13 protein-coding genes are annotated in these 17,107 nt (G+C 64.7%); 5 read left to right on the forward strand and 8 right to left on the reverse strand.

The annotated features are described in order from the left end of the window. The first annotated feature begins 157 nt into the window (after positions 1–157). From CIT40_RS22905 to CIT40_RS22920, 4 genes are all read left to right on the forward strand, one after another. The gene (locus tag CIT40_RS22905; protein ID WP_094895726.1) at positions 158–1,282 is read left to right on the forward strand and encodes a flagellar basal body P-ring protein FlgI; all 1,125 of its coding nucleotides are present in this window, start codon (positions 158–160) and stop codon (positions 1,280–1,282) included. Then, entirely contained in the window at positions 1,282–1,650 is a 369-nt protein-coding gene (flgJ, locus tag CIT40_RS22910; protein WP_094895727.1) for a flagellar assembly peptidoglycan hydrolase FlgJ, read from the forward strand. Before CIT40_RS22905 ends, flgJ begins: the two co-directional genes overlap by 1 nt. 11 nt (positions 1,651–1,661) lie before the next feature. Continuing rightward, complete coding sequence (locus CIT40_RS22915) at positions 1,662–2,156, forward strand: hypothetical protein (protein WP_094895728.1); 495 nt, start codon at positions 1,662–1,664, stop codon at positions 2,154–2,156. Between the two features lie 164 nt (positions 2,157–2,320). Then, positions 2,321–2,680, forward strand: a complete 360-nt coding sequence (locus CIT40_RS22920; protein ID WP_094895729.1) for a hypothetical protein — start codon at positions 2,321–2,323, stop codon at positions 2,678–2,680. Here the strand turns inward: CIT40_RS22920 and CIT40_RS22925 are convergent. The 6 genes from CIT40_RS22925 to CIT40_RS22950 all read right to left on the reverse strand — a co-directional run bounded on the left by CIT40_RS22925 (position 2,670) and on the right by CIT40_RS22950 (position 13,506). Next, a complete protein-coding gene (locus tag CIT40_RS22925; protein ID WP_283810030.1) occupies positions 2,670–2,801 on the reverse strand; it encodes a hypothetical protein in 132 nt (43 codons plus the stop codon). The two genes, CIT40_RS22920 and CIT40_RS22925, sit on opposite strands and share 11 nt — an antisense overlap. Beyond that, positions 2,798–3,166, reverse strand: a complete 369-nt coding sequence (gene flaF, locus CIT40_RS22930) for a flagellar biosynthesis regulator FlaF (protein WP_008554779.1) — start codon at positions 3,164–3,166, stop codon at positions 2,798–2,800. The genes CIT40_RS22925 and flaF overlap by 4 nt, the downstream gene beginning before the upstream one ends. Before the next feature lie 293 nt (positions 3,167–3,459). Further along, a complete protein-coding gene (locus CIT40_RS22935) occupies positions 3,460–5,745 on the reverse strand; it encodes a DUF1522 domain-containing protein (protein WP_109862232.1) in 2,286 nt (761 codons plus the stop codon). Positions 5,746–5,964: 219 nt separating this feature from the next. Then, positions 5,965–8,253: a DUF1522 domain-containing protein gene (locus CIT40_RS22940; protein ID WP_094895787.1), complete on the reverse strand. Its 2,289-nt coding sequence runs from the start codon at positions 8,251–8,253 to the stop codon at positions 5,965–5,967. A gap of 329 nt (positions 8,254–8,582) precedes the next feature. Continuing rightward, on the reverse strand, positions 8,583–10,865 hold the full coding sequence (locus CIT40_RS22945) for a DUF1522 domain-containing protein (RefSeq protein WP_094895788.1): 2,283 nt from the start codon (positions 10,863–10,865) through the stop codon (positions 8,583–8,585). A gap of 358 nt (positions 10,866–11,223) precedes the next feature. Further along, positions 11,224–13,506, reverse strand: a complete 2,283-nt coding sequence (locus CIT40_RS22950; protein ID WP_094895789.1) for a DUF1522 domain-containing protein — start codon at positions 13,504–13,506, stop codon at positions 11,224–11,226. 321 nt (positions 13,507–13,827) lie between these two features. Here CIT40_RS22950 and flbT point away from each other — a divergent pair, with 321 nt between their 5' ends. Next, positions 13,828–14,268 carry a flagellar biosynthesis repressor FlbT gene (gene flbT / locus CIT40_RS22955; RefSeq protein WP_094895790.1) on the forward strand — a complete coding sequence of 147 codons (441 nt, stop codon included), beginning with the start codon at positions 13,828–13,830 and terminating at the stop codon, positions 14,266–14,268. Positions 14,269–14,356: 88 nt separating this feature from the next. Here the strand turns inward: flbT and CIT40_RS22960 are convergent, their stop codons facing one another. Further along, entirely contained in the window at positions 14,357–15,856 is a 1,500-nt protein-coding gene (locus CIT40_RS22960) for a pyridoxal phosphate-dependent decarboxylase family protein (protein WP_094895791.1), read from the reverse strand. After that, the gene (locus CIT40_RS22965) at positions 15,853–17,106 is read right to left on the reverse strand and encodes an ATP-grasp domain-containing protein (RefSeq protein ID WP_094895792.1); all 1,254 of its coding nucleotides are present in this window, start codon (positions 17,104–17,106) and stop codon (positions 15,853–15,855) included. Before CIT40_RS22965 ends, CIT40_RS22960 begins: the two co-directional genes overlap by 4 nt. Between the last annotated feature and the right edge of the window lies 1 nt (position 17,107).

Below are 17,107 nucleotides of genomic sequence, written 5' to 3' on the forward strand. Positions count from 1 at the left end.
GTCGAAACAGATTTAGTCAACCTATTCAGTGGCCTGTCCCTGCCGCGCCGGGTTGGCACAGCCCTCGCAAGGACAGCGCCGGACCAGCTCGTCATGGGAGTGTCGTGCAGGTCCTTAGGATTTGAGGAGCCTTTTGAGGATCCTTGGGGAGCAGAGGATGCCAGGCGTTCGTTGGGTGAGGATGATTGGGGTGGCCTGCGCGGCGCTGTCGGCGCTGACGCTGTCGCTCGCGCCGGCGGCTGCGACCTCCCGCATCAAGGACCTCGCCAATATCGAAGGCGTGCGGCAGAACCAGCTCATCGGCTATGGCCTCGTCGTCGGTCTCAACGGCACCGGCGACACACTCAACAACATCCCCTTCACCAAGCAGTCGCTGCAGGCGATGCTCGAGCGGATGGGCGTCAACATCCGCGGCGCCACCATCCGCACCGGCAATGTCGCAGCCGTGATGGTGACGGGCAACCTCCCCGCTTTCGCCACCCAGGGCACGCGCATGGACGTCACCGTCTCCGCGCTCGGCGATGCCAAGAATCTGCAGGGCGGCACCCTGCTCGTCACTCCCCTGTTAGGTGCCGACGGCAATGTCTACGCGGTGGCGCAGGGCTCGCTCGCGATCTCCGGCTTCCAGGCCGAGGGCGAGGCGGCCAAGATCGTGCGCGGCGTGCCGACCGTGGGACGCATCGCCAACGGTGCCATCATCGAGCGCGAGATCGAGTTCGCGCTCAATCGGCTGCCGAACGTGCGCCTGGCGCTGCGCAACGCCGACTTCACCACGGCCAAACGGATCGCGGCTGCGATCAACGACTATCTCGGCGTCAAGACCGCCGAGCCGATCGACCCCTCGACGGTGCAGCTCTCGGTCCCACCCGAGTTCAAGGGCAACGTCGTCGCCTTTCTCACCGAGATCGAGCAGCTCCAGGTCGACCCTGATCTCGCCGCCAAGATCATCATCGACGAACGCAGCGGCATCATCGTGATGGGCCGCGACGTCCGTGTCGCAACCGTCGCGGTCGCACAGGGCAACCTCACCGTCACCATCTCCGAGAGCCCGCAGGTCAGCCAGCCCAACCCGTTGTCGCGCGGTCGCACCGTGGTCGCGCCGCGCAGCAGCGTCACCGTCACCGAGGACGGCAAGAAATTGGCCCTCGTCAAGGACGGCGTCTCGCTCCAGCAGCTCGTCGACGGCCTCAACGGCCTCGGCATCGGTCCGCGCGACATGATCAGCATCCTCCAGGCGATCAAGGCCGCCGGCGCGATCGAAGCCGACATCGAGGTGATGTGATGCAGACCAACGCGACCTACGCGCCGCGCCTCGCCACCTCCTCCGCCTTCTCGGTCGAGAGCCGCAACGGCCGGCCGGACTTCGAGCTCGCTGCCGCGCTGCAAAAGGTCTCGCCGAAGCAGCAGAGCAAGGCGCAGAAGACCGCCACCGACTTCGAGGCGATGTTCCTCAACAGCATGTTCGCGCAGATGACCTCGGGCCTGAAGGGCGAAGGCCCGTTCGGCGACACGCCCGGCACCGGCGTGTGGCGCTCGATGCTGACCGAGCAATATTCCAAGAACTTCGCCAATGCCGGCGGCGTCGGCATTGCCCGCGACGTCTATCGCACCCTCATCACGCAGCAGGCGAAAACGATCCGCTCGGCATAAGGTCAAACGAGATGAACCATTTCAACGCCTCACGTCAGCCGATTCAACAGCGCCCGAACACCGCGCCCGGCAATGCCGAGGCGCGCAAGCTCGCCGAGGGCCTGATGGACGCGATGAGCGCCCTGCTCGGACTGATCGAGCGCGAGACCGAGCTCGTCCGCGCCGGCCAGGTTCGGGAGGCGATGATGCTCGAGAGCAAGAAGCAGGAGCTGTCGCGAAACTATGTCGGCGCCGTCGGCCAGTTGAAGGCGAACCAGGCGCAGCTCGCGAAATCCGCGCCGGAGCTGCTCTCGACGCTGCACCGCCACCACGATGCATTTCGCGCGATGCTCCAGGTCAATCTCACCGTGCTCGCGACCGCGCACGCGGTTTCCGAAAGCGTCGTGCGCGGCGTCAATGCCGAGATCCAGAAGCGCAACGTGCCGAACACCTATACGGCCGCGGGTCGCCGCGCTGCTCCCGGCCCGCGTCACATCACGCCGCTCGCGGTCAGCCGCTCGCTCTGAGCTGAGCGCGCACAAGAACAAGCGACAATTTTACGAAAAACCGCGCGGCGAAATCGTCGCGCGGTTAGGCACGTTTCCTTACCGGGTCTTCAGTCCTGGCGTTCCATGGTTGCGTTACGAGAGGGGTTGGGATTTGACTCACGTTAGGCAACCAGGAGGCTGCCATGAGTACAGATTTCAGCATCAGGCCGGTGGGGATCCCGGCCCCTGTGCAGATCATAACGACGTCCAATGCGGCGGCGAACGAGGCTGTGCAAACCGATCTTCCGGTGAACCAGACGGTTGCCGCGGCGGATACGAGCGCGCCTGTGCGCAACGATCTGCCGAACCACGAGAACGTCTCGCGCCAGGTCGTGTTCGACCAGGCGTCCGCATCCATGGTCTTCCAGGTCGTCAACGACAAGACCGAAGCGGTGGTCAACCAGTTCCCCGACGAAGCGATGCTGCGCCGACGGGCCTATTTCCATGCCTTGGATATGAAGTCCGAGCCTTCGCGCCCGCTCAGCACGGACGTCAGCGCCTGACGATCACGCGATCGATGACGACGCTCTGCGTCTGACCGATGCCGGTCAGCGCGAAATTCGTGTTTCCGAAGAACAACAGGTCCGGGATGCTCGTGATGCGACGATCACGAGCCGCCTTCACGGCCGCCCGGACAGACCGGCAGCGATGTTGCGGTTGATCTCGATCAGCGGACGGAAGTGATCGAACTGCGGGCTCATCTGCAGCGCGGCGGTCTGGCTCAGCACGAACACGCTGATGTTGGCGATCTTCTGCCGGACGTCGATCGGCTGCGGATTGTTGTCGCGCATCGCCTCGCTCAGGAAGATGGTCCAGAGCTTGCGGTTGAACATCAGGGCCTGCATGGTCTGCTCGCTGAGCGGATCGGCGTTGTTCACCGCATCCTGGAGCTTGTTCGCGGCCTTGAGCAGGGTCTGCGCCTCGATGTCGCGAGGAGATGCAGTGGTCGTTGCAACGCGCGCGTAAGCCGAGGCAGCGGAATTCGACATCAATCACACCCTGGAGGTTACCTAGCGCGTTGGAAGCGCTTAAGGATTTCTTTTCCAACCCTAGGCAGCACCGCTTAAGATTTGCTTACGTGTGTGCTTGGAAGCACTCCGGATAATTACGGGTCGCGGAGCTCTTCCGTCGGCGCAACGCTAGATCCACGCACGCACGATGTAAACTCGCTCGCGTGATACGTGTCGATCTCAGCTAATCTTGTCTTAGCGGTCTCCCTCAAAAGAACGGCGGAGCCTTAGCCCCGCCGCGATATATCGTATGGCGATCTTGCGCCGCGAAATTAGCGGAGCAGCTGCAGCACGCTCTGTTGCGACTGGTTGGCCAGCGACAGCGCGGACACCGCGATCGACTGGCGGGTCGACAGCGCCTGGCTGTTGGCCGCTTCCTCGTTGGTGTCGGCCAGCGTCAAATTGGACGAGCCGGTCTGCAGCACGTTGATCAGGTTCTTGGAGAAATCCTGACGCACCTGCACGATCGAGAGGTTCGAACCGAGCGATGATCCTTCCGAGCGCAGCCTGCTCGAGGCGGCATTCAGGCTGGCCAGCACCTTGTTGGTGGCGCCGTTGTCGATGAAGTCCGTGCCGGGAACGAGATTGCTGAGGCCGAGGCCGGCCGCGTTGAACACGACGCCGTTGATGCCGAGCGTGGAGCTGCCGTTCTCGTTGAAGACCAGCTTCAGCGTGTCGCCGTTCAGCAGGTTGATGCCGTTGAAGGACGAGTCCTGCGAGGTCGTGTCGATCTGCGCCAGGATGTTGTTGAACTGGCTGACAAGGCTCGAACGCGCCGTTTGCGCGACGGGATCCTGGACCGGCGGCTGCGCGGTGGTGAAGGCGAGCACGCCGGTGAGCGTACCGCCGACCGCGCCGCCCGCGGCAGTCGACCCGAGGGTCGAAGACGCGTATTCGTTGACGGTGGTGACGGTCAGCACGCCGTTGGCATCGATCGTCGCCGTCAGATGATTGGCTTGCAGCTGCACGTTGAGCTGATCGAGCGTCTTGACGGTGCCGTTGGTGCCGTCGCCGAAGGTGACGTTCACCGGCGTGCCGCCGTTGAAGGACGAGAAGGTCAGAGTCTTGCCGCTGACGCCGCCAACACCCGAGGTGCGCGCCGCGGTGAAGGCGGTCGCCGTTCCCGTGTTACCGCTGAGTCCGAACGAGCTGAGGGCGTTGCCGGTGCCGGTGATCGAAAGATCGGAGTTGATACCGGTGGAGAGCGCAAGCTGACCGCTGCTGTTGACCGACGACGGGATCTGGCCCGCAGTGGTCGACAGCGTCGCCGCGCCGTTGAAGATGCTCGCGGTCTTGACGCCGGTGGCGAGGTCGACCGCATTGAGCAGGTCGGTCAGTGTCGCGCTCTGGATATAGACGGTCGAGTTGCCGTTGCCGTCGGTGACGACGTTGCCGCTGACGCCATAGCCAGTGGCCACGCTGGTCGTCGATTGCGGCGTCTGCGCGTTCTTGAAGGTGATGGTGTGGCCGTCGATGTTCAGCGTCGAGCCGTCCTGAACGAGGGTGCCGAGCGAGCCGGCGGTCGTCGAGCGATCCGCTGCGACGGTGGCGAGGCCCGCGCCGGTCGACGAGGTCAGGCCGAGAGCCTTGAGGAAGTCCGCCTTGCCCGTCACGCTGAGATCGGCACCGGTCGAGCTCTTCAGCGTGATCGCGCCGCCGGTGATGGAGGATGGCGTCTGGATCGTGCCGACCGTCGCGCCGCTCGTCGCGATGGTCGCCGCGCCTGCGCTGATGGTTGCGGTCTTGACCCCGCTGGCGAGGTCGATCGCGCTGAGGACGTCGTTGATGGTCGCCCCGGGCGCTGCTGCGGTTCCCTCATAGACGATCGAATTGCCGTTGCCGTCGGTGGCAATGTGTCCGCTGGCGTTGAGGCCCCAGCCCGTCGGCTGCGACGTCGGGGCGACGCCGGTGCGGAAGGTGATGGTCTTGCCGTTCACCGTAATGGTGTCGCCGTCCGCAGGCGCAGTGCCGAACGTGGTGGACGTGGTGGTGCCGACCAGCGTGGCGGTACCGCTGAGCGCGGTGGTGCCGTCGGCCGCGGTCACCGCAGTGCCTGTAAAGGTGCCGGCGCTCGAGCCGAGCGATGCGCCGAGCGCGGCAGTCCCGGTGACCGGAGTGGTGCCGCCGGCAGCACCGGTATAGAGCACGTTGCTCTTGGCGGTCGCGCTGGCATAGGAGGTGGTGCCGCGCAAATCTGCCGGGGTCGCGCCGGGAATCGTGGTGGAGACGTTGGACTTGGTGGAGTAGCCGACCGTGGTCTGCAGCGCCTGGTTGGCGATCGACTTCGCGCTGTCGATCAGCTTCTGCAGCGAGGTGATGCCGGTGTTGGCGGCTTGGAGCACCTGGACACCGTTGTTGATGCCATCGAGCAGGTTGCTGATGTCGCTCGCCCGGTTGTCCAGCCCCTGCGCCGTGAAGAAGTTGGTGGGATTGTCGAGCGCGGTGTTGACCTTCTTGCCGGTCGACAGCCGCTCCTGCGTCGTGGCCAGCAAGTCGGCCGTCGACTGCAGCGACAACAGGTTCTGGCGAACGGACGCCGAGAGAACGATGTTGGACATTGGCGAGTCTTCCTCTTGAACCGGATACGAATCGGCCGCGCGGTCTCGAAAGCGGGCTTTTGTCCAGTTTTAGGAGGTGTCCTTTAAAGTATGGTTAACGCCGGTTTAAGAGACACGGTTAATGGCTGGTGAACGCCTCACCCGCCCTCGGAACGCAAAAAAGGACGGCGGGGCAAATGGCCCCGCCGCCCGGTTTTATTTAGTGATTTCAGTCGCTTATTAGCGGAGCAACTGGAGCACGCTCTGCTGCGAGGTGTTGGCCAGCGACAGCGCGGAGACCGCGATCGACTGGCGGGTCGACAGCGCCTGGCTGTTGGCCGCCTCCACATTGGTGTCGGCCAGCGTCAGGTTGGACGAGCCCGTCTGCAGCACGTTGATCAGGTTCTTGTTGAAGTCCTGACGGATCTGCACGACCGAGAGGTTGGAGCCCAGGGCCGAAGCCTCCGAGCGCAGCGTGCTCGACGCGGCATTCAGGTTGGTCAAAACCCTGTTGGCCGCGGCGTTGTCGATGAAGTCGACGCCGACCGTCAGCGCGGCAAGACCGAGACCCTTCGAGTTGTAGGTCACGCCGGTGATGTTCAGGCTCGACTTGCCGGTCTCGTCGAACACCAGCTTGAGCTGGTCGCCGTTCAACAAGTTGACGCCGTTGAACGAGGAGTCCTGCGAGGTCGTGTCGATCTGGTTCAGGATGTTGTTGTACTGAGACACCAGGTTGGCACGCGCCGTCTGGGCAACCGCATCCTGGACGGGGTTGGACGCCGTCGAGAACGTCAGCGCCGAGGTGAGCGTGCCGCCGATCGCGCCGCCGGCAGTCGTCGAGCCGAGCGTCGAGGACGCATAGTCGTTGGACGCGGTGATGGTCAGCAGGCCGTTGGCGTCGATCGTCGCGGACAGGTTGTTGGCCTGAAGCTTCGAGTTGAGCTGATCGAGCGTCTTGACCGTGCCGTTGGTGCCGTCGCCGAAGGTGACATTGACCGCCGTGCCGCCGTTGAAGGAGGAGAAGGTCAAGGTCTTGCCGCTAAGGCCGCCGATGCCGGACGTGCGGGCGGCGGAGAACGCCGTTGCGTTTCCGGTGTTGCCGGCGAGGCCGAACACGTTGAGCGCGTTACCGGTGCCGGTGATCGACAGATCGGCGTTGATGCCGGTCGAGATCTTGAGCTGGCCGGAGGTGTTGATCGTCGAGTTCGACTGACCGGTGGCGGTCGCAAGCGTCGCGGTGCCGTTGGCGTTGATCGTCGCCGTCTGCACGCCGCTGGCAAGGTCGATCGCCTTCAGCACGTCGTTGACCGTGCCGGCCTGCAGATAGACGATCGAGTTGCCGTTGCCGTCGGTGAGGATGTTGCCGTTCGCACCGTAACCGCTCGGAACGCTGGGAGCACCGGTCGAACCCGGCACCGGCGCGTTCTTGAACGTGATGACGTGACCGTCGACGTTCAGCGTCGAACCGTCAGTGACCGTCGCACCGAGCGAGGCCGCGGTCGTGGTCCGGTTGACCTCGACATTGGCGTTACCCGCCCCTGTCGCCGTCGTCAGGCCGAGCGCATTGAGCAGGTCGGCCTTGCCGGTGACGTTCAGATCCGCACCCGTCGAGCTCTTCAGCGTGACGGCGCTTGCAGCGACGCTCGAAGGAGTCTGGCCGACGCTGTTGGTGATCGTCGCGGCACCGGCGCTGATTGCAACCGTGTTCACGCCGCTGGCGAGGTCGATTGCGCTCAGGAGGTCGCTGACGGTCGCAAGCGTCGCAGGGGTGCCGGTGCTGCCGAGATAGACGGTGGTATTGCCGTTGCCATCGGTGACGAGATGGCCGCTGACGCCCGAACCGGCCGGGACAGCGCTCGCCGCCGGCGCGGTGCCGGCACGGAAGGTGATGGTCTTGCCGTTCACGGTCAGCGTGTCGCCGTCGGCCGGCTGGGCGACGCCGGTGAGGCCGCTCGCGCTCGTGCCGTTGGTGGCGATCAGGGTGATGGTGCCAGTCAGCGCCGTGGTGCCACCGGCGCCGGTCGTTGCCGTGGTGCCGGTGAAGGAGCCGATGGTCGCGCCGAGCGTCGTGGTGCCGTTCGCCGCAGTGGTGCCGCCGGCCGTACCGTTATACAGCACATTGCTGCTCGCGGTGGCGCTGGCAAAGCTCGTCGTGCCGCGCAGGTCGGCCGCCGTCGCACCCGAGATGGTGGTGGAGACGTTCGACTTGGTGGAGTAGCCGACGGTGGTCTGCAGCGCCTGGTTGGCGATCGACTTCGCGCTGTCGATCAGCTTCTGCAGCGAGGTCAGGCCGGTGTTGGCGGCCTGCAGCACCTGAACGCCGTTGGCGATGCCGTCGAGCAGGTTGTTGATGTCGCTGGCGCGGTTGTCGAGCGACTGTGCGGTGAAGAAGTTGGTGGGATTGTCGAGCGCCGAGTTGACGCTTCTGCCGGTCGACAGACGGTTCTGTGTGGTGGCGAGAAGATCGGCGGTGGACTGGAGAGAGAGGAGGTTCTGGCGAACCGACGCAGAGAGAACAATACCGGACATGACTCTTACCCTTCTGGCTTACGCGTCTTCGTTCGATCGCTTCTGGATCGAGTGACGGGCCAAGCGTGCCGTGACATGGCTAACAAAGGGTGAAGCGCGTGCGAGCAACCTTAAGCGCCGGTTCACCATAACCGCGCGGAGGGCCGCGACAGGGTTCGCAATCCCTCTGAATTCATTGGAATTTCCTGGCGCTTACGCTCCATTAACCATAACCGCTGGTTACTTTTTGGAGCGACGCCTGCCCTCTCGAACTGTCGAGCATTGAGCAAAAAGAAAGCGGCGGGGCCGAAGCCCCGCCGCCGGATCTTGCTTGCGATGTGGTCCGCGACTTAGCGGAGCAGCTGCAGCACGCTCTGCTGCGACTGGTTGGCCAGCGACAGCGCGGAGACCGCGATCGACTGACGGGTCGACAGCGCCTGGCTGTTGGCCGCTTCGACGTTGGTGTCGGCCAGCGTCAGGTTGGACGAGCCGGTCTGCAGCACGTTGATCAGGTTCTTGTTGAAGTCCTGACGAACCTGCACGATCGTGAGGTTCGAGCCCAGAGCCGAAGCTTCCGAACGCAGCGTGCTCGACGCCGAGTTCAGGTTGGTCAGCACCTTGTTGGTGGCAGCGTTGTCGATGAAGTCGACACCGCTGGTCAGCGCGGCGAGGCCCAGACCCTTCGAGTTGTAGGTCACGCCGGTGATGCTGAGGCTCGACTTGGCAGTTTCGTCGAACACCAGCTTGAGCTGGTCACCATTCAGCAGGTTGACGCCGTTGAACGAGGAGTCCTGGGCAGTCGAGTCGATCTGCTGGAGGATGTTGTTGTACTGGTTGACCAGGTTCGCACGCGAGGTCTGGGCAACGGTGTCCGCGACGGGGGTGGAAGCCGTCGAGAAGGTCAGCGCCGAAGTCAGCGTACCGCCAATCGAACCACCCGCGGCCGTCGATCCGATGGTCGAGGATGCGTAGTCGTTGGTGGTGGAGACCGTCAGCAGGCCGTTGGCGTCGATCGTCGCCGTCAGGTTGTTGGCCTGGAGCTTCGAGTTGAGCTGATCGAGCGTCTTGACCGTACCGTTGGTGCCGTCGCCGAAGGTGACGTTGGCCGCCGTTCCGCCGTTGAAGGAGGAGAAGGTCAAGGTCTTGCCGGTGAGGCCGCCGACGCCGGAGGTGCGCGCCGCGGTGAAGGCGGTCGCAGTCCCGGTGTTGCCGGCGAGGCCGAGCACGTTCAGCGCGTTGCCGGTGCCGGTGATCGACAGATCGGCATTGACGCCGGTCGAGATCTTGAGCTGGCCGGAAGCGTTGATCGACGAGTTGGTCTGGCCGGTGGCGGTCGCAAGCGTCGCGGTGCCGTTGGCGTTGACCGTCGCGGTCTGTACGCCGCTGGCAAGGTCGATCGCCTTCAGCACGTCGTTGACCGTGCCACCCTGCAGATAGACCGTCGAGTTGCCGGCGCCGTCGGTGAGGACGTTGCCGCTCGTGCCGAACCCGCTCGGAACGCTCGGAGCACCGGTCGAACCCGGGATCGGCGCGTTCTTGAAGGTGATGACGTGACCGTCGACGTTCAGCGTCGAACCGTCCGCAATCGTCGCGCCAAGTGAACCCGAGCTCGAGGTCCGGGTAGCACTCACGGTGGCGTTGCCGCCGCCGACGGCCGACGTCAGACCGAGGGCATTGAGCAGATCGGCCTTACCGGTGACGTTCAGATCCGCACCCGTCGAGCTCTTCAGCGTGACGGCGCTTGCAGCGACGCTCGAGGCGGTCTGGCCGTTGCTCGTCGCGAGTGTCGCGGCACCCGACGTGATGGACACCGTCTTGACGCCGCTGGCGAGATCGATCGCGCTCAACAGATCGTTCACGGTCGCAGCCGGCGTGCCGGCGGTGCCGAGATAGACGGTGGTATTGCCGCTGCCGTCGGTGACGAGGTTGCCGCTGACGCCCGAGCCGGTCGGAACGGCGGTCGTCGCCGGAGCCGAGCCGCTGCGGAAGGTGATGGTCTTGCCGTTCACAGTCAGCGTGTCGCCGTCAGCGGGCTGGGCCACGCCGGCAAGGCCGGTCGCGGTGGTGCCGTTGGTGGCGATCAGGGTGATGGTGCCGGTCAGGGCCGTGGTGCCGCCGGCGCCGGTCGTCGCGGTGGTGCCGGTGAAGGAGCCGATGGTCGCGCCGAGCGTCGTGGTGCCGCTTGCCGCGGTGGTGCCGCCGGCCGCGCCGCTATACAGCACGTTGCTGCTGGCAGTCGCGCTGGCATAGGAGGTCGTGCCGCGCAGGTCGGCCGCCGTCGCACCGGAGATCGTGGTGGAGACGTTCGACTTGGTGGAGTAACCGACAGTGGTCTGCAGCGCCTGGTTGGCGATCGACTTGGCGCTGTCGATCAGCTTCTGCAGCGAGGTGATGCCGGTGTTGGCAGCCTGCAGCACCTGCACGCCGTTGGCGATGCCGTCGAGCAGGTTGTTGATGTCGCTGGCGCGGTTGTCGAGCGACTGGGCGGTGAAGAAGTTGGTGGGATTGTCGAGAGCAGAATTGACGCTCTTGCCGGTCGAAAGACGGCTTTGGGTGGTGGCGAGAAGATCAGCAGTGGACTGGAGGGAAAGCAGGTTCTGACGAACCGATGAAGAGAGAACGATACCGGACATTGAGTGTTACCCTTCTGGTACGCAACGCAACAAACTTCGATTAGGATTAATCGATGCCGGGACGGTGAACGCAGACGGCTAACAAAGCATGAAGTGTGTCGCACCAGTCCTTGCGCGGATTCACCATGTGCGTGTTCGAAGCCGGATCGCGCCATCTCATATCGTCATGATAGAATGACGCTTTTTGGTGCAACGATGCGGCGTTTGCGACTTGTCAACCATAACTCAGAGTGAGCAATTGGCTGCATCCGGATGCATCCTTCTCATCTCTCTGGCGGCATTCTGATGCCGGCGCCAAAAAGAAAGCGGCGGGGCCGAAGCCCCGCCGCCGGATCTTGCTTGCGATGTCTGCCGCTTGTTAGCGGAGCAGCTGCAGCACGCTCTGCTGCGACTGGTTGGCCAGCGACAGCGCGGAGACCGCGATCGACTGACGGGTCGACAGCGCCTGGCTGTTGGCCGCTTCCGTGTTGGTGTCGGCCAGCGTCAGGTTGGACGAACCGGTCTGCAGCACGTTGATCAGGCTCTTGTTGAAGTCCTGACGAACCTGCACCACCGAGAGGTTCGAGCCGAGGCTCGAAGCTTCCGAACGCAGCGTGCTCGAAGCCGCGTTCAGGTTCGACAGCACCTTGTTGGTCGCGGAGTTGTCGATGAAGTCGACGCCGCTGGTCAACGCGGCGAGACCCAGACCCTTGGAGTTGTAGGTCACGCCGGTGATGCTGAGGTTCGACTTGCCGGTCTCGTCGAACACCAGCTTGAGCTGGTCACCGTTCAGCAGGTTGACGCCGTTGAACGAGGAGTCCTGCGAGGTCGTGTCGATCTGGTTCAGGATGTTGTTGTACTGGCTGACCAGGTTCGCACGCGAAGTCTGGGCAACAGTGTCCTGGACGGGGGTGGAAGCCGTCGAGAAGGTCAGCGACGAGGTCAGCGTGCCGCCGATCGAACCACCTGCAGCGCTCGATCCGATGGTCGAGGACGCGTAGTCGTTGGTGGTGGAGACCGTCAGCAGGCCGTTGGCGTCGATCGTCGCCGTCAGGTTGTTGGCCTGAAGCTTGGTGTTGAGCTGATCGAGCGTCTTGACCGTGCCGTTGGTGCCGTCGCCGAAGGTGACGTTGACCGCCGTGCCGCCGTTGAAGGAGGAGAAGGTCAAAGTCTTGCCGGAGATGCCGCCGATGCCGGAGGTGCGGGCCGCCGAGAACGCGGTCGCAGTCCCGGTGTTGCCGGCGAGGCCGAGCACGTTCAGCGCGTTGCCGGTGCCGGTGATCGACAGATCGGCATTGACGCCGGTCGAGATCTTGAGCTGGCCGGAAGCGTTGATCGACGAGTTGGTCTGGCCGGTGGCGGTCGCGAGCGTCGCGGTGCCGTTGGCGTTGACCGTCGCGGTCTGCACGCCGGTGGCGAGGTCGATCGCCTTCAGCACGTCGTTGACCGTGCCACCCTGCAGATAGACCGTCGAGTTGCCGGCGCCGTCGGTGAGGACGTTGCCGCTCGTGCCGAACCCGCTCGGAACGCTCGGAGCACCGGTCGAACCCGGGATCGGCGCGTTCTTGAAGGTGATGACGTGACCGTCGACGTTCAGCGTCGAACCGTCCGCAATCGTCGCACCCAGCGAAGCCGAGCTCGAGGTCCGGGTAGCACTCACGGTGGCGTTGCCGCCGCCGACGGCCGACGTCAGACCGAGGGCATTGAGCAGATCGGCCTTACCGGTGACGCTGAGATCCGCACCCGTTGAGCTCTTCAGCGTGACGGCGCTCGCAGCGACGCTGGAGGCGGTCTGGCCGTTGCTCGTCGCGAGTGTCGCGGCACCCGCAGTGATGGACACCGTCTTGACGCCGCTGGCGAGATCGATCGCGCTCAACAGATCGTTCACGGTCGCAGCCGGCGTGCCGGCGGTGCCGAGATAAACGGTGCTGTTGCCGCTGCCGTCGGTGACGATGTTGCCGCTGACGCCCGAGCCGGTCGGAACGGCAGTCGTCGCCGGAGCCGAGCCGCTGCGGAAGGTGATGGTCTTGCCGTTGACAGTCAGCGTGTCGCCGTCAGCGGGCTGGGCCACGCCGGCAAGGCCGGTCGCGGTGGTGCCGTTGGTGGCGATCAGGGTGATGGTGCCGGTCAGGGCCGTGGTGCCGCCGGCGCCGGTCGTCGCGGTCGTGCCGGTGAAGGAGCCGATGGTGGCGCCGAGCGTCGTGGTGCCGCTTGCCGCAGTGGTGCCGCCGGCCGCGCCGCTGAACAGCACGTTGCTGCTGGCGGTGGCGCTGGCATAGGAGGTCGTGCCGCGCAGGTCGGCCGCCGTCGCACCCGAGATGGTGGCGGAGACGTTCGACTTGGTGGAGTAACCGACCGTGGTCTGCAGCGCCTGGTTGGCGATCGACTTGGCGCTGTCGATCAGCTTCTGCAGCGAGGTGATGCCGGTGTTGGCGGCCTGCAGCACCTGCACGCCGTTGGCGATGCCATCGAGCAGGTTGTTGATGTCGCTGGCGCGGTTGTCGAGCGACTGGGCGGTGAAGAAGTTGGTGGGATTGTCCAGGGCCGAGTTGACGCTCTTGCCGGTCGACAGACGGTTCTGCGTGGTGGCGAGAAGATCAGCGGTGGACTGGAGGGAAAGCAGGTTCTGACGAACCGACGAGGAGAGGACGATACCGGACATGACTCTGTTACCTTTCTGGTAAACGACGCTACTGTTACACGTCTGCTTGGATCGCGATTGACCCAGCGACGGCGGACGGTGCCGCCGAGACCTCTAACGAAACATGAAATGAAACCCGCGCTTTCGCCCCGTCAGGGGTGATTCGGCCCGCGAAGCCCCGCCCATCGCTGCGTCGCCGCACGGGCCCCACCTTTGAAAACGTTGCGCTTTCTGACGAAAATCGCGGGAATTTACAGCTCGTTAACTAGTTGCGAGCGAGAATCACGTCTTCACAGGCCGCAACGAACGCTCGGTTACGAAAGCGTTGATGGAGAACAGGCAATGGCCCTCAAGGTCGAGCTCAGACCGCACGAACGCATCATCGTCGGTAACTGCGTGATTACCAACACGGACCAGCGCGCCCGCCTCCTGATCGACGGCGACAACGTGCCGATCCTGCGCGAGCGCGACATCCTCACGCCGGAGACCGCGGATTCGCCTGCGAAGCTCGTCTATCTGGCGGTCCAGCTCATGTACATCTCGCCGGATCCGCAGAGCCAGCACGGCACCTATTTCAACCTGGTGCGCGACATCGTCACCGCGGTGCCGAGTGCCTGGCCGATCATCGAAGGCATCAACAACAACATCCTGAACGGCGACCTCTACCGGGCGCTGAAGGACGCCCGCAAGCTGATCGCCTATGAAGAGAAGCTGCGAAGCCAATTCGAGGCCACCCACCCCCTGGCGGAAGCGCCCAACGCCGACGTCAGCTCCGCCGCCTGACACGCGCGTTCGCGCGGGCAGCCCCCTGCGAAACGACAACGGCCCCGGATCGCTCCGGGGCCGTTGTCGTTTCAGCCATGCACCAGGGCTATTGCGCTGCGAGCGGCGGTGCCTCGACCTCGATCATTCCGTCGCCGCACCGCCGGCCGCCGAACTCCAGCACCGCTCCGACCAGCGCATTGATGTCCGCCTCCTCGGTACGGTGATTGACGATCGCGGCGCGGATCGCAAACCTGCCGCCCAGCGTCGTGCTCGCGGGCGCCGCTATTCCGGACTCCTGGATGTCGGCGACGATCTCGCGATTGACCGCATCATCGGCCCGGTAGCGGAAGCAGACGATGTTGAGATTGACCGGCGCCAGCAATTCCAGCCGCGGTTCGGCCAGAACGCGGGCCTCCAGATATTTCGCCAGCGCGCAGCTTCGCGTGATCGTCGCACCGAGCCGGTCGGTGCCGAATGTCTTCAGCGTAAACCACGTCTTCAGCGCACGGAAGCCGCGCGACAGATCGGGGCCGAGATCGCAGGGCCAGACCGCGCCCGCCGCAAGCCCCCTCGCCTCGCGGCGCAGATAGGCCGCGGGTTGCGCAAAGGCCTGCCGATGCTGCTCGCCGTCGCGCACCAGCAGGAAGCCGGCGTCGTAAGGCACCTGTCCCCATTTGTGGAAGTCGAGCGCAATGGAATCCGCGCGCTCGATGCCGCGGAGCAGCGGCGCGAGCTCAGGCGAGAAGATCGCGAGCGCGCCGAAAGCGCCGTCGACGTGAAACCAGATGCCCTCCTCGCGACACAGCTCCGCGATCGCCTCGAGGTCGTCGATCGCACCAATGTCCACCGTACCGGCAGACGCAACGACCAGGAACGGCTTGAAACCGATCTCGCGATCGACGGTGAGCTGTGCACGCAACGCGGCAAGGTCGATGCGATGACCGGCATCGACGCCGATCTTGCGCAGCGCATCGGTGCCGAGCCCGGCAATGTCCATCGCCCTGGACACGCAGCCATGCGCGGCCTGCGACGTATAGGCCGTCAGCACCGCGCCGTCATTGCCGATGCCGTGCTGCCGCGCCAGCGTCCCGAGCGCAGCACTACGCGCCACCAGCACCGCCATCAGATTGGCCATCGACGTGCCCGTGACGAAGATGCCGCTCGCGCTGTCCGGAAACGCGAACAGCCGGCGCATCCAGTCGACGATCTGGCGCTCGACCTCGATCGGCATGTGGTCGCGTCCGCCGAGATTGGCGTTGAGGCCGGCCGCGAGCATCTCCGCGATCATGCCGACCGCGGTGCCGCCGCCATGCACCCAGCCCATGAAGCCCGGATGGACGTTGCCGGTCGCATAGGGCGCGACATGCTCGACGAATTCGCGATAGACCTCGGCGAGCTCGCTCGCCTCGTGTGGCACGTCCGCCTTGAAGGCCGCGCGGGTCGCATCGGGAATCGGTTGCCAGACCGGGCGCGCCCGAACGTTGGCGATGCCGTCGATCGCATCGTCGAGCATGCGATGGGCGAGCGCGCGAAAGTCGCTCCAGTCCTGCGGATCGAGCGAGGTGCGCGCGACGGAGCTGTGCGCGTTGCGGATGATCTCGTTCATGTTGCACTCCCCGCGCCTGCGCCTGCGTGCCGCGACAGCATCGCCGAGAACGCCGCGAAGATCTTGCGCATCTGCGGCGGCTTGTACGGAAACACGTCGGGCGAATCCATGTTGTGCACGACGGCGGTGTTGTCGGCTTCGAACACCAGCAGCTCGTTGCTCTGGTTCTCGGCGCAATCGACGATGAAATAATCGAGGCCGACGCGCCGGCTCATCTCATCGAGCGCGCTTCCGTGGCGCGCAGCGAAGGCGTGCTCGAAGTCGCGCATGAAGATCGCCTCTTCCGCACGCTTCTCCTCGCTGAACGCCATGTAGGCGTTGAGATACCAGATGTCCCAGCGGTCGGCGATCGCCATGTGGCAGGCGTAGGGTTTGCCGTCGACCATCGCGAGACGATATTTGCGGTAGAGCCCGTCGGGGCTCACGTAGTCGACGAAACGCGCGACGAAGAAATCCTGCTCATCACGCTCGGCAAGATAGGCCGCGATCGCCGCGGCATCGTCGAGCTTGGCGAGCCCGACGCCGGCATGCGAGCCGCGCGGCCGCGCGATCATCGGAAAGCGCAATTCAGCCGCGATGTCACGGCAGGCGATCTGCCCTCGCGAAAGATCGGACAATTGCGCGCGCGTTGCGTGAATCGTCGCGGGAATGTCGAGACCCGGCACGCCGGCCAGCAGGCGGTGCAGCTTGTCGCGATCGAGGTTGCCGATGCGATCGGGACGATTGAGCAGTGGCCGCGGCCAATGCGGCGCGACCCTCCCGATCGAAGCGAGCGCCTCGCGGCATTCCTCGGAATCGGATGCGACCACGATGGCAACGTCGTGCTCGGGCAAATCCTTTGGCAGACCGACGCCCTCGACCACGTAGAGCGTCAACAGCTCGATGTCAGAGCCTTCGAGCAGAAACTCGATCGGCGTGTTGCCGCCCATGTCGATGTCGGCTGCAAGCGCGAGCACGCGCAGGCCCGGCTTCGGAGCCGCGCTCGGCGTGCGAAACAATTGGTGGAAGGCCAGCACCTCCGACTGGATCGCAAGCCCCTGTTCCTTGTCGCCGAGCAGCTGGGTGATCAACGACAGATCCAGCCCTTCGCCCGCGAGCGCCGTCCCCGCCGCGATCCGCGTCAGCAGCTGGTCGCGCAATGGATGCAGGTCGACACCTTCAAAGGCCTGGCGCGTCAGCTGCGCGAAGCCGATGCGATCGGCATAGTTCGCTGTTGTCATGCAAAGCGGCGCGGAAACCGGATGCTGCATC

The organism is Bradyrhizobium amphicarpaeae (assembly GCF_002266435.3).
Taxonomy (GTDB): domain Bacteria; phylum Pseudomonadota; class Alphaproteobacteria; order Rhizobiales; family Xanthobacteraceae; genus Bradyrhizobium; species Bradyrhizobium amphicarpaeae.

Excerpts from the sequence above, each read along its gene's own strand:
- CIT40_RS22905 (WP_094895726.1), top strand. The coding sequence starts at position 158 with ATGCCAGGCGTTCGTTGGGTGAGGATGATTGGGGTGGCCTGCGCGGCG.
- flgJ (WP_094895727.1), top strand. The coding sequence starts at position 1,282 with ATGCAGACCAACGCGACCTACGCGCCGCGCCTCGCCACCTCCTCCGCC.
- CIT40_RS22915 (WP_094895728.1), top strand. The coding sequence starts at position 1,662 with ATGAACCATTTCAACGCCTCACGTCAGCCGATTCAACAGCGCCCGAAC.
- CIT40_RS22920 (WP_094895729.1), top strand. The coding sequence starts at position 2,321 with ATGAGTACAGATTTCAGCATCAGGCCGGTGGGGATCCCGGCCCCTGTG.
- flaF (WP_008554779.1), bottom strand. The coding sequence starts at position 3,166 with ATGTCGAATTCCGCTGCCTCGGCTTACGCGCGCGTTGCAACGACCACT.
- CIT40_RS22935 (WP_109862232.1), bottom strand. The coding sequence starts at position 5,745 with ATGTCCAACATCGTTCTCTCGGCGTCCGTTCGCCAGAACCTGTTGTCG.
- CIT40_RS22940 (WP_094895787.1), bottom strand. The coding sequence starts at position 8,253 with ATGTCCGGTATTGTTCTCTCTGCGTCGGTTCGCCAGAACCTCCTCTCT.
- CIT40_RS22945 (WP_094895788.1), bottom strand. The coding sequence starts at position 10,865 with ATGTCCGGTATCGTTCTCTCTTCATCGGTTCGTCAGAACCTGCTTTCC.
- CIT40_RS22950 (WP_094895789.1), bottom strand. The coding sequence starts at position 13,506 with ATGTCCGGTATCGTCCTCTCCTCGTCGGTTCGTCAGAACCTGCTTTCC.
- flbT (WP_094895790.1), top strand. The coding sequence starts at position 13,828 with ATGGCCCTCAAGGTCGAGCTCAGACCGCACGAACGCATCATCGTCGGT.
- CIT40_RS22960 (WP_094895791.1), bottom strand. The coding sequence starts at position 15,856 with ATGAACGAGATCATCCGCAACGCGCACAGCTCCGTCGCGCGCACCTCG.
- CIT40_RS22965 (WP_094895792.1), bottom strand. The coding sequence starts at position 17,106 with ATGCAGCATCCGGTTTCCGCGCCGCTTTGCATGACAACAGCGAACTAT.